General features: G+C 40.6%; 13 protein-coding genes. 3 read left to right on the top strand and 10 right to left on the bottom strand.

Annotation, left to right across the window (positions count from 1 at the left end; genetic code table 11):
• The 6 genes from AAC000_RS18075 to AAC000_RS18050 all read right to left on the bottom strand — a co-directional run.
• The coding region (locus AAC000_RS18075; RefSeq protein WP_339724672.1) for a FimV/HubP family polar landmark protein at nt 1-2,055 on the bottom strand (2,055 nt) is incomplete at its 3' end.
• A gap of 411 nt (nt 2,056-2,466) precedes the next feature.
• Entirely contained in the window at nt 2,467-3,483 is a 1,017-nt protein-coding gene (locus AAC000_RS18070; RefSeq protein ID WP_339724671.1) for an aspartate-semialdehyde dehydrogenase, read from the bottom strand.
• Between the two features lie 48 nt (nt 3,484-3,531).
• The gene (locus tag AAC000_RS18065) at nt 3,532-4,668 is read right to left on the bottom strand and encodes a 4-phosphoerythronate dehydrogenase (protein ID WP_339724670.1); all 1,137 of its coding nucleotides are present in this window, start codon (nt 4,666-4,668) and stop codon (nt 3,532-3,534) included.
• An 88-nt stretch (nt 4,669-4,756) separates the two neighbouring features.
• Complete coding sequence (locus tag AAC000_RS18060) at nt 4,757-5,209, bottom strand: DUF3291 domain-containing protein (RefSeq protein ID WP_339724669.1); 453 nt, start codon at nt 5,207-5,209, stop codon at nt 4,757-4,759.
• A 54-nt stretch (nt 5,210-5,263) separates the two neighbouring features.
• A complete protein-coding gene (locus AAC000_RS18055) occupies nt 5,264-6,169 on the bottom strand; it encodes an alpha/beta hydrolase (protein ID WP_339724667.1) in 906 nt (301 codons plus the stop codon).
• Nucleotides 6,170-6,925, bottom strand: coding sequence for a class II aldolase/adducin family protein (locus AAC000_RS18050; RefSeq protein WP_339724665.1), 756 nt, complete (start codon nt 6,923-6,925; stop codon nt 6,170-6,172).
• 194 nt (nt 6,926-7,119) lie between these two features.
• On the opposite strand from AAC000_RS18050, the gene AAC000_RS18045 reads away from it, so the two are divergent.
• The gene (locus AAC000_RS18045) at nt 7,120-7,809 is read left to right on the top strand and encodes a Crp/Fnr family transcriptional regulator (RefSeq protein WP_339724663.1); all 690 of its coding nucleotides are present in this window, start codon (nt 7,120-7,122) and stop codon (nt 7,807-7,809) included.
• Nucleotides 7,810-7,821: 12 nt separating this feature from the next.
• Here the strand turns inward: AAC000_RS18045 and AAC000_RS18040 are convergent, their stop codons facing one another.
• Nucleotides 7,822-8,007 (bottom strand): DUF2970 domain-containing protein, encoded by a 186-nt coding sequence (locus AAC000_RS18040; RefSeq protein ID WP_339724661.1) that lies wholly within the window; start codon nt 8,005-8,007, stop codon nt 7,822-7,824.
• Between the two features lie 57 nt (nt 8,008-8,064).
• On the bottom strand, nt 8,065-8,613 hold the full coding sequence (locus AAC000_RS18035; protein WP_339724659.1) for a hypothetical protein: 549 nt from the start codon (nt 8,611-8,613) through the stop codon (nt 8,065-8,067).
• A 380-nt stretch (nt 8,614-8,993) separates the two neighbouring features.
• Between AAC000_RS18035 and AAC000_RS18030 the strand changes: the two genes are divergently transcribed.
• Nucleotides 8,994-9,782, top strand: a complete 789-nt coding sequence (locus AAC000_RS18030) for a hypothetical protein (RefSeq protein WP_339724657.1) — start codon at nt 8,994-8,996, stop codon at nt 9,780-9,782.
• 28 nt (nt 9,783-9,810) lie between these two features.
• On the opposite strand, the gene AAC000_RS18025 is transcribed toward AAC000_RS18030, so the two are convergent.
• The gene (locus tag AAC000_RS18025) at nt 9,811-10,686 is read right to left on the bottom strand and encodes a caspase family protein (RefSeq protein WP_339724655.1); all 876 of its coding nucleotides are present in this window, start codon (nt 10,684-10,686) and stop codon (nt 9,811-9,813) included.
• A gap of 186 nt (nt 10,687-10,872) precedes the next feature.
• On the opposite strand from AAC000_RS18025, the gene AAC000_RS18020 reads away from it, so the two are divergent.
• Nucleotides 10,873-11,391, top strand: coding sequence for a PepSY domain-containing protein (locus tag AAC000_RS18020; protein ID WP_339724653.1), 519 nt, complete (start codon nt 10,873-10,875; stop codon nt 11,389-11,391).
• Nucleotides 11,392-11,469: 78 nt separating this feature from the next.
• On the opposite strand, the gene AAC000_RS18015 is transcribed toward AAC000_RS18020, so the two are convergent.
• Complete coding sequence (locus tag AAC000_RS18015; RefSeq protein WP_339724651.1) at nt 11,470-12,903, bottom strand: hypothetical protein; 1,434 nt, start codon at nt 12,901-12,903, stop codon at nt 11,470-11,472.
• Nucleotides 12,904-12,966: the final 63 nt, after the last annotated feature.

Genomic DNA, 12,966 nt, shown 5'->3' with positions numbered 1-12,966 from the left:
CTCAACAGGTTCTTCAGCTACATCTGCTGGTTCAATCTCAACAGGTTCTTCAGCTGTATCATCTTCAGCTGTACCTGCTAGTTCAGGCTCTACTACTTCTTCCGTGATCTCTGCTGACTCTGGCTCATCTAAAACCTCTGCTTCAGCTTGTAACCCAGTATCAACGGGCTCGTCTACTTCACTATGTACTGCATCATCGAGAACTTCAGAGATATCAATTTCAACATCCTCGTCCGCATCGATATCATCTACGGTACCAAAATCATCTACCGCGTTAGACTCATCTTCCGCGTCAAAATCATCAGCTAATATATGGTCGTCAATTTCTTCTTCTAAGCCATCAAACTTCTGGATATCAAGTTGTGGCTCATCAACTGAATCAGCTAACTCTTCATCTTCATCAGGCATCATTGAACGCATTTGTTCAACTTGTTCTAACTCTTCAATTAGACTACCTGTCACATTGTCTAATTCCTCATTCTGAGAAACGATCTCTTTATCAAGGTTCTGTAATACTTCTTCATTAATATCATCAGAGTCATCTAATAAAGGTGTGGTGGTATTTTTCTCTTCTGGCTCGTCAAGTAATTCATCAATACTGATCTCAGGCGGTTCTTCATCGACATCAACGGGTGCCAGCAAAGATTCATCTTCTGTCTCTTCTGTACTTTCTGTGTCTTCTTCATACTCTATGTCATCAACTTCAGCGTCGACTTGTTGTTCATCTTCTTCGACCAACATATTTTCAGGATCAGAATTGTCATCATTGTCTGGTACTTTAGCTAACAAGTCGTCGTTGGGATCAGTAGGCATTGCTTCATCGACTTCAGATAACAGTTCATCATCATCATCTTCATCAAATAAACTGTCTAAGTCATCTTGTTCAACCACTTCAGCGCCAACCTCGAATTCTTCATCGAGTAAACCATCAAGGTCATCATCACCTAGTTCATCAAAGATTTCAGAGTCATCAATCAGGGGCTCTTCTATACTGTCGCCAAGTGCATCATCTAAAGATTCTTCAAGTTCCTCAGCTAACACATCATCGAGAATATCGTCATCACCAAACAAGTTATCATTGTCTAATTCATCACTATCATCGGCCGATAACTCGGCACTGAGTGCATCTGACAAATCATCCATTTCTGCAGTGAGAGGATCCAAAGAAAGATCATCTATATCATCTTCTTCATCTATCACAGCGACAGATTCTTTACGCTTAATCATCCAATAAGCGAAAGCCGCAAGTACCAATAAAACAGGTAAGGTGAACAACAATATAAGTGTAATGGGGTTATTTAGCCAAGACGTGCCTTGATCAGCCATTTGTGCGGCTTTTTTAGCATCCTCAAGACGAGACTTCTCTAACAGCTCCTCAATGCTTTCACCCATTTGCTCCATTTGCAGAGATTTTTGTTGCTCTTGACCGCGCATTTCATCAATGTCGGTGTTCACTTTATCTAGTCTTTCAAATAACCTTTTATTTTCATCTAGGATACTTTGTACGCTACTGATCGATTCGGCAAACTGCTTCCGAATTGCCATAAACTGGCGATTTTGTGCCTCGTCAATGGCACCTAGTTTTTGCTCTATTAACTCTTTGGTTTCATCAAGAGTCGCGGCATTGCTCGCAGCTTGCTGTTGGCTATTTAAAGTACCAGTAGTTGATGAGTTACCTTGTAAATTTTGCGAATCGAGTTCAGCTTTTTGTCGTGCTTGTTGAGTACTGACTCTGGCGATGTAGCGCTCGGAGGGTAATTTTAAAATTGAGCCGTCTTTTAATAAATTAATATTTTGTTGTTCAAAGGCGTCAGGATTTAGCTCATAGATAGCCTGCATAACCTGATAAATTGAAAGGCCACTATTTTGTCTATAACGTTTAGAAATTTGCCATAAAGTATCAGAAGATTCTATTGGTCCGTAAATGGTGCCAGAATATTGATCACTTGCGTTTTTAGGGCCTTTAAGCTGAACTTGTTGAAAATCAGCAGCATAAACAGCAGTAACGAAATTCAGCATAATAAAAAGCTGTAATGCTATCTTTCGCAAATTCATATGTTTCCTTTTCCCCAAAACATCAACTTTTATCACAATTAATGTGGCCGTTCGCTGCGGTGCTAATCTAGAATAAATTCGTTTTAAAAAGTATTTTTTATCGTAATGAATAACTGACTAAGTCGTTGCTACTGCTGTCATTTTATTGACCAATACATTCCTAGACTTAAATCTTTAGCAATTCGTATTCCAAGTTTGGAAGTTGCCAGCAAATATTTACACAACTATAAACCAGAAGGTCACTTTGATCTAGAATCACGGGCTAGTTTGGCAAGATATCTATACCCAAACCACAATCTTTCTATGTTACTTCACAATGACGGATTGAATGAATTAACTATGGTTATTATCGGCAATAGAAGGGAATTAATGAGAGTCACATATGAGCTGTGACTCTCGAAGGACAGTGACCTACATATAATCCCTAATAAGTACTTCAGCTATCTGCACACTGTTAGTGGCCGCACCTTTACGTACGTTGTCCGAAACAACCCACATATTAATCCCATTTGGATGCGAGATATCATTTCTGACTCGACCAACGTGAGTATCATCGTTCCCACTGGCACTGCTAACTTGAGTAGGAAAATCCTCTCTGTTTCTATGCAGCACTACGCCAGGCGCATTGGCTAATAATTCTTTCACTTCTTCCGCATCTATGGGTGCACGTGTTTCAAGATGAATGGCTTCACCGTGACCATAAAATACCGGTACACGAACAGCCGTTGCATTCACTAAAATAGTGTCATCGCCCATGATTTTTTTGGTTTCCCACACCATTTTCATTTCTTCTTTGGTGTAATCATTATCCATAAAAGCATCAATTTGTGGGATTACATTAAAAGCAATTTGGCGACTAAATACGTCAGGCTTTGCCTCTTTACCACTTAATAATGCAGCAGTTTGATGTGCCAATTCATCTATGGCTGACTTACCGCCGCCTGAAACAGACTGATAAGTGCATACGTTAATACGCTCTATACCAACAGCATCATGAATAGGCTTTAACGCCACCATCATTTGGATGGTAGAACAATTTGGGTTAGCAATAATATTACGATTACGGAAATCAGCTAATGCCTGAGGGTTCACTTCTGGCACAACCAGTGGAATATCTGCATCGTAGCGATAGTGAGAGGTATTATCGATAACCACACAACCGGCTTCGGCTGCAATAGGTGCAAATTTCTCAGACACACTGCCACCGGCGGAGAAAAAGCCAAGTTGCACCTGACTCCAATCAAATTTATCTGCATCTAAAACGGTAATCTCTTTTCCCTTGAAGGTCACCTTTCCGCCTGCTGAACGTGCGCTGGCTAATGGATAAAGTTTGTTGATCGGAAAATCTCTTTGTTCAAGAATTTCAATCATGTGTTGTCCTACTAATCCAGTAGCGCCCAACACGGCGACATCAAAGGCCCGAGACATGGTTTTATTACTCCTAAAAATTTAAATAAAATGGGATTAACATGAAATTTATGCACACTCATTAGCGGGCAAAAATCCAAGAGCGTAGATTGCCTTTGAATCAACAAAATTTCCAGCATTTACCGCAATTGCAGAAAACTCTCTTCTTATAGGATAGTGTTTTCGGATATATCTAAATTGCTCAGGACCTAGGGCTTGTTTTTTAAATACTTGGTCATCTTCAGAAATATCGTACACCTTAAGAATCAAACGGCTCGCCACCTGAAGTAGATCTTGTTCTGCATTCACCTGTAAAGGCCCAATGGTCGATTCGGGCAAATAATCGCTGAGTTTCTTTTGGGCTGGTTTACCCAATAACTCACACAAGGCCACATATAACATTTCAGTACCTCTGGCCTTGCCTTCAATAGTATGGCCAGCAATATGTGCAGTAGCCAGAGCAATATGGGGGATCAGATCCAGTTCAATATCAGGTTCGTTGTCCCATACATCTAAAACTAGATTCAGTTTTTTGCCCTGTTCAAATAACGCTAGAGCAGCTTGATTATCTAATACTTCACCGCGACAGGCGTTAATCAACAATTGTTGTTCAGACAATTGCATTAACCTTTGTTTATCAAACATGCCTTGTGTTTGATACTTGCCCCCTTTAACCCAGGGCACATGCAAGGTGATCACATCACACTGCATAATTTCGTCCATAGTCACAAAAGCGCGCGCATCACCGGAGTCAGCCAAGGGTGGATCACATAATTTATGTTGAATGCCAAGCACACTCAATAACTTAGATAAAGCAGTGCCCACATGCCCTGCCCCTACAATACCCACAGTTTTGTCTGCTAACTGCCAGTTAAGTTTATTGGCTGTCACCACCATCGCACTCAACACGTATTCGGCTACCGCCACTGCATTACACCCCCCAGCTGAAACAAAAGGAATGCCCCGGCTCGCTAAATATTCTTGGTCTACATGATCCGTACCCGCAGTAGCAGTAGCCACAAATTTAAGCGCCGTATTTTTTTCAAGTAAGTTAGCATTAACTTTAGTGGTAGAACGCACCAATAAAACATCGGCATCAGCCAACATATCAGCGTTAACGGTTTTATGAGAGAAAACCTGGCACTCTCCAAGTTCGTCAAAAAACTCAGCGGCATAAGGCATACTGTCTTCGTAATAAATTTTCATAGATCAAAATAACAAATTTTGTGAGGCCGCTATTATGCCATGCTATGAGATGTTTTATAAAATCAACTGGTACTTAGTTATTCGCTATTTAAGAGCCGTCGCTAGGTGCAGCAAACACTTTTTTAAAACTAAAAGCTTCGGATGTGTCTCCATGTTTTCTAATCAAAGATAATTTTAGCTTAGCTTCTTCAATACTAGGGATATGCCCCGCCGGGATCCACCAAAGCACGTAAGTAGCTTCAGATGGTGTTTCAAACCATTCTTTTTTACGCTTCAGAAAATCAATATGATGAGTCTTAAACATAAAGTACTTAAGTGCTTCCACTGACTCCCACACTGACATATTCACCAATTCGTTAGCATTGTCTGAAAAAACAATATCGGTGGCGTTGCCACCTTCATCTTTTAAACGCCATACAAAACCAGCTGAAGACTCTGCAATTGCATTAATAGGATCAAGATTATCAACAAATACCTTCATCACTTCACTGTCCATCGTACCTTTAGCGATCCCAATATTGACTTGTGCTAATTGAAACATATTCATACTTTCGTAAAGGATTAAAGGATTGAAATAGGGGTTAGTGCAGAAAATTCAATCTATTACCTCACCCAAAAAGGTCTGATACAAAGTCAGAACTTGTTGGGGAGCCTCTAGCTGCGGATAATGACCCACATCTAGCGCAGTGGTTCTGGCGTTAGGAATAATGTCGATATAGTGATCAAGCATATGCTGGCCCGAAATAGGGTCATGTACTCCATTGATAAAATACAAAGGCACAGCAGTGCTAATCATGCTTTCAATCCAACGTTGCCCCTGTTGGCTGCGTTCGTCAAGGTAGCTCAGTAACTTAGGCAATACTCTTTTACCATTATTATGTGTAATGAGTTGCCACAAGGTCTCTATTTCAACATCACTGGGCTGACTATTTGGGCCGAATATTTTATTAAACCCTCTCCTTAGACTCGCTTTATTCATAAAGTGGCTCGCCAAAGGGCCAAATTGACTTTTTAATAATTTTTGGGTAAACAGCGGTCTATGCTGCGAAGCAAATAAGCCACCGTTTAAAAAACAAATCGATAATATCTTGGCAGACTGACTTGCAGCTTGTTGATCTTGGGTTTCTTGGCGACTTAATAACTCTTGCGCCACTGAATCACCATAGTCGTGGGCAAGAATATGATAATTTGTTACCTCCAATTGACCCAATAACGCCTGCACAATATCCGCTTGCTCAAGCAAACTATATTGATGGTTTGTAGGTTTAGCAGATAAACCAAAACCCAATAAATCTAAACTCACCAAGCGGAATTGCGCGTCTAGTTGTTGCCATTGAAAATGCCAATCCCACGCTGCACTTGGAAAGCCGTGAATAAAGACAATAGTGTCTTGGTTATGAGTTTTTTGACAGTCTAACGAGTGCCAGTGAGCGATACTATGGCCGCACAACTCACTGAACTTAGCTTGTTTTATGTAATCGTCTAGATTAAGTGTTGTCAACTACAACTCATACCCAGGATTGATACGATCTAATTTTCGCAATATCCCCGGCCATGCCAAGCTTCCGCCAGCAGAGCGGGTCACTTGTTTCGCTTGGGCCTGAATACCGGCTAAAATCGGCGACGGAATAAGAATTAACTCTTGGCCACTGGCTTGTGCTTTAAGTTGAATTTGGCAAGCACATTCCAAAAAATACATATAGACAAAAGCATCAGCAATGGTTTCTGCGCAGGTTAACAAGCCATGATTTCGTAAAATCATAAAATTGGTTTCACCTAAATCAGCCACAAGGCGTGATTTTTCATCAGGATTCAGCGCCACGCCCTCATAATCATGGTAAGACAATGACGATAACGGAAACAAAGACTGTTGACTAAGAGGTAAAAGACCTTGTTTACTCGCCGACACCGCAATACCCGCTGCGGTATGTAAATGTATGACACACTTGGCATCATCTCGGGCTTCATGCACCGCACTGTGAATAGTAAAACCCGCTGGATTAATGTCGTAATCCGAGTCCATGACTTTATTACCTTGCAGGTCAATTTTAACCAAACTAGAAGCAGTGATTTCTTCAAACATCATTCCGTAGGGATTAATTAAAAAATGATGATCAGGTCCAGGCACTCGGGCGGATATATGGGTAAACACTAAATCATCCCAGCCATGCATCGCTACTGCGCGATAACACGCAGCTAAATCGACACGGGCTTGCCATTCTTGCTCACTTACTAGTTGTTTTACTGACGCTGTCATTTGTCTCATTCTCAGTTGAATAATAATCAGCTTACGATAAGCTATGCAGCACAAACTAAACTGTCGCCAATGTGACAATTGCAAGGTTTAATACCTCGCTACTTTTAAGAGAGTTGCCATTGCTGCGCAGCGACGCCTTGCACAAAAAGGCTGGGGATTTCTGAGTGAACATTTCTTTACTGGAGTTGGAATAAATGCAAGCAAATCAAATCCGTCAAATCCTTTCGCAAAATCCATGGTTTGCTTCGCTACCAGAGTCTTTAGCGGATAAGTTGCTTGAAAAAGGTAAGTTAAAAGTCCTCCACAACCAACAAATTTTACATCAAAAAAATGATCTGGCTGACGGCTTTTATTGTGTATTGAGTGGGCGAATTCGAGTCAGTAACTTTACCGTAGAAGGCAAAGAACTGGTATTGACCTGGATACAACCGGGCAATTGGTTTGGTGAAATTTCACTGATAGATGGTCAACCTCGGACCCACGATGGCCATGCTGAAGATACCACCACACTGTTAAAAGTCACTAAATCGGCTTTTGAGCAAATGTTCAAAGATCACCACGATTGGTCGCAACATATTATGCGCCTGCTCTGTCAAAGAGTACGTGCGACTTTTAATCTAATAGACGAAACCGGATGTTTATCGTTAAAAGGGCAATTGTGTAAAAGATTAAGCTTGTTACATCAAGGTTTAGAAGAACAACAGCATACTATGACAGACGAATTGGCGATTTCTCAAGATGCCCTAGCACAACTGATCCATAGCTCTAGGCAAACGGTAAATAAAATACTGCAGCAGTTACAAAATGAAAATGTCATTAACCTTAAATATGGGAAAATTGTTATTTTAGACAGAAACGCCCTCGAAGCATTAAGTCAAATTTAACCCATAAAGGGATTAAAGCACCAAATTCACAATTAACACCAATATACCAATCAGCCCCAGCACAAATAACACGCCTACTACGGCATAAGGCACAAAAGACGTCTGCTCAAAATCACTTTTGTAATTGGCATCACTTTGCACCCCCAACACGCTGGCTGCGACACTTTTAACAACATCCCATAAATTTTTTTTTGCCATTTGAATAAAGTACTCTTTAAGATAGATAACATAGAGGTTAATTAATAATTATGATGTCTAGCTCTGGCTATTTTCATCACAAACTTTTAGATTTTTGCCAATATAATAATTCATTACTTTTTCATACTGTGTGGGATTATTCCACTCACTGCGTATATGGCAAATGTACGGGTAGAAAGTGAGCAAAAATGCCTCGCCATCTGAATCAAAAAAATTTTCTGCGACTTCAGCTTCGCATAACTCCATCTTACGGCACATTAAAATCTGCTCATAAAACGTAAACAACTGCTCAAGAGGTCCAGATAGAGATTCCTCCTTTACAATTTTGACTACTTCAGCATTAAACTTTCTAGCCAACTCATCGGGTGCGATATCAGAATTTTTTATAACATTGTTAATGTCTTCCACTCGGCGAGACATCACATCTGTGACTTTTAGCCGTGCTTCAACTAACAAATTATTCGCATGATATCGCTCTACAAAGGCCATAGTGCGATCCACGCGCAACGCTGACTTATGCTCAAGAAACTGAAACATGCCAAATATGCCGCCCACCACAACAGCGACTGCAGCAACCCATGTGCCGATTATTTCGGCTAGTTGCATTTTGACTTCTAGTTCTGTCACTTCCGTTTACATGCCGGCAGTTTGTTATTTACAAGACAGGGATTATAACCACGATCGTCACCAGAATCTTCACAGCTTTGTTCACCGTTTGGGGCACATTCATCGGGTTCTGTGTATTCGGGGGTAGAGTTACAGGCCACAACTAAACTACAGGTTACTGCTAACAAGGCAACCCTTGTGCAATTTTTAAGCATCATCTATGATTCTCTAACATATTGTTTTGTCGAATATTTATATTAGAACATTTTTTGCACACATTCCCGTTCTATTATTGACATTTTGCTAGTTGGCCTATTTATTAGAATTGAAACTTCTGCAGCAAAATTTCCATTATTTTTTTATTAAAAGGATGAATAAAAATGTTTCGTGTCACTCGCTGCAGCCTGATCATAACGGGCTTACTTATCCCCTTAGGTAAAGTAAACGCTGAAGACATTCGCATTGTCACTGGCTTGTCTTTTGGTTATAGCACCTTTTCGTTTCCAGAAAAGTTAGACCACGACATTAGCTTCCCTAGCACTAATCTGGCAATAGTCGCCACAGAAGGTCGCTGGCAACTTGCAGTTAATAGTGGTGTTACTCTAGAAGATGCCACTATTTCTGAGGAGGAAGACATCGGAAAAGCCTCAAGAAACGACCTTGATCTAACCTTAGCGTACCAAGCCACTAGCCAATGGGCATTCTTTACGGGTTATAAATCGGGTAAAACTAAGATGCGTTTTACTGAGAGAGAAAGTGAAGATGAAGACGAAGTCGCTTATATTGACGAAAGTTATTCCCAAAAAGGCCCGTTTATTGGCGGCAGTTATAGTTGGCAATTTGAAAACGCGGGGCGCTTAAGTATCTCGCTAGCTTACGCTTTTTTAAAGGCCACTAATAACTTTTCTGCCAATACCGATGATGACGAAGACGAAGAAGAACAACAAGAAGAGCTAGAATTCGATGATCTTACGGGTACAGTCGAGGGTGACATTACTGGACTCAGTTATGCTGTTGCTTGGACCATGCCTTTATCGAGCAATTTACTCTTTCAGACTCGTCTCAAACTAAATGACTATCAACAAGATATAAAATTCGAACAAACTCACTTTAAAGATATCGACGAAAATTTCACAACCCTACATGTGGGCCTAGCTTACGTGTTCTAAATTGAATACCTAGATTGATTGGATGAAATTAAAAGGCAATTAAATCGGGAACGTTTTTGTTACGGGGGGGATTGATAAACACCTCTCGCAATAACGACGAATGCTCCCAAGGGATTTGTTTATTGTGGGTTTCTTTTGCCACCCCTTTTCTGACTTGTTTAAACACCTCTTCAATCGTGATTTTTTTGTCGATATGCCTCAATAAATGTTTAGTGTATATGCCATTCTTAGACTTACCATCAGATGCAACTCCACCGGGTTCGGTTGCATAAGCAATTAAGGTACTAAACGGCGCTTTTAATGGTGCTAACCCCACCGAAATTGCGCGACTCCCAGCAGTATCTGCCACAGCAAAGGGGTTATTGCGACACGCATCTAATATAACAATGTTTTGTACATTATTGACTTTAGCCATTTCTGCAAACAGTGAATTGAGGTCAAACAACACAGTGTCAAAATTCTCTTTCTCACCAAATTGTATATCTAAAGGCACTAAATAGTTATGGTGTTCAATCTGAATAGCATGACCTGCATAATAAAATACGGCTAATGCCTGTGACGTGTTGGCCTGCTGGATATTCCCGTAGAATGCGCTCACTGCACTTTTAAGGCGAGTAGAATCACTGTCTAAAACAGTAGTAACAGAAAAACCAAGCTCCAAAAGGCTAGCCGATATTGACTCTGCATCATTGATTGGGTTTTTTAATGGCGCTTGCTGATAATTTTGGTTACCAATCACTAAAGCAAATCGTGCGACGTTATCTTCAAAGGCGAAGGCTGAAAAACACAAGGTAATCAATAACAGAGTCAATGTAGGTAATGTTTTAAACCTGCCAAACCTTTTTATTGTTGATAAACCTGCCATGTGATGCCCCAAATTCACTCGCCCCTTAGACTTTAACATAGTGAAACCGTTAGGATACGTAATTTGACTTTTGATATGACCCTATTTGACATTTAAAAGCCTAGATGTCGACGGGGGTAAAACATAAGAAATGTGTAAAAAATCCGTAAAGGTTATTAACCTTACAGCCTGAATAACGTACCTTATAGGCCAATTAATTGAATGTACTTGGTCTATTAACACTTTATGGCATCACCTAAACTTCGCAGCAATTTACGTCAATACCACCGCTGGTTAGGATTTTTCCTCTCAGGCATCATGGCCGTCTACGCAATCAGCGGCATATTATTGATTTTCAGAAATACCGATGTGCTGAAATTTCAACAACAAGAACAACGGCAACTGGTGCCACAACTCAGCGCAAAAGCCTTAGGGGACGAACTGCGTTTCAAAGGGTTTGCTGTGCTAGAACAAAATGCTACAACTATTGTCTTCAAACAAGGTCACTATGACAAAACCTCGGGTGTAGCGGTGATTTCTCGCAAAGACTATCCCAAAGTACTGCAGCAGTTAGTCAATTTGCACAAAGCCACCACCGATAGCCCACTTTACTGGCTGAATATCAGCTTTGGTCTAAGCCTGCTGTTTTTTGTGGTGTCGGCTTTTATTATGTTTCTACCTAAAACCAAGGTATTTAAAAATGGGCTAAAGATAGCCGGAATTGGCTTTGTGTTTGCTATTTTGGTGTTGATATATGGCTCTTAGTTTAGAAAGCTAATAAGCCCACCATTGGTGGGCTTATTTGAAATTGATACCCTCACGGGTATCAACCTTTTAGGGTGTTTAAAGAGAATCTAACCACACTTGTGCTTGTGCAATCTGTTGCGGATTTTTAGACCAATTCAGTACCTTCCCAAGAAAAAAATCTGCGTACTCTTTGTTTTGTAATTTCACCATATAGGAGCCTGCCCTAAAATTCAGGTCAATATTTGAGGGCATTAAGGCAACCGCAGCAATAATTTCTTCTGCTACTTTTTGATGTTCTCCGGTTTGCCAATACAAATCAGCAAGAAACACTGAGGTCTGGCTATAACGCCCCAATTTTTTTGCTTGTTCTAAATAATAAATGGCTAACCTACGCATTTCATCCTTGCGTTCAGGTAACTGCCTCACAAGCTCTTTATAAGCCTGGCCAATATTTAGGTACACCTCAGCGTTTAGATTTTTAGTGCGAGCTAACCCCTCTAAAAGTGTTAAGGCCTCTAGTGTTTTTCCTTTGCGTACCAATAAGAATGACTCAACCGACAGCGCCTTAGAGTTATTAAGTGTTAATGCTTGTGCGTGGAATCGATCCGAACTTTTCCGCTGTCCAGTAGAAAAAGCTAAGTGGGACATATTGGCATAAAGCTGCCCTTGCTCTAGCGGGTTACTTTGATAATTCAAGGTCACTTTGGGTTTGGTAAATCGCTTGGCATACAAAATTCGTTTTCGGTTATAACGCTCTAGTTGTTTTTGTAACGTTTCAATGCTCACCGAAAAGGATTGTTCGAAGGCCTTTAAGGGAGCAACACCTTTATTATAAAGGTTTAAAAACTTCGTCAACGAGGCGCCGTAATCATCAAACCCATTAACACTACTAAACTGCAAAAAGTGTACAAAAAGCCAAGCGGTAGAATAGAACTTACGCGCTGTGTTACTTGAAGCAGATGAAATATGGGTTTGGGTCAATAAAGTTTTTAAATCAAGCAACCCACTATTGGCGAATTTACCCGCAGCGCGTTCTGCCATTTTGCCGATGACTACAAAGTTTTCGTCGTACTCCAAACTAGAATAGAGTTCGGCCATGCCTTCATCAAACCAACGAGGGTACCTAAAGCTCGAATTCACCCTCACCAAGTAGTGTAAATACTCATGGTACAAGGTACTTAAATTCAGCTTACTAAAGTCTCCTGGGCCAACCACCATTATTGGGCCACGCACAGTATCTAGAAAAAAACCAGCAACCTTGCGATTAGGCTGAATTTTGGCGTAATCGTTTTGGCTTTTAAACACATAGATATCAACGGCATTGAAGTCTTTGTTGTCTAAATTTAATAATTCAATTAGCGTGGCTCTAAACACCTCAAAATCAAGTAACGCACTTTCTACTTGTGACTTATCAAGATCAGAATAGAGCCTAAAATGTGGACTTGTGTATTCTGTCCAAGTGTTAAATTCGGCATGTGCTGTGGAGATAAAAAGGGTACATAAAAACGAAAAAACATATAACTGGCGCAACGGTATTCCATTAATGAAGTAGCATAGAGTCGCTTTTGATCTTGGCACAGCCGGCACTGAGGT

Source organism: uncultured Paraglaciecola sp. (assembly GCF_963977085.1).
Classification (GTDB): domain Bacteria; phylum Pseudomonadota; class Gammaproteobacteria; order Enterobacterales; family Alteromonadaceae; genus Paraglaciecola.
This window is presented reverse-complemented; position numbering and strand designations above follow the sequence as displayed.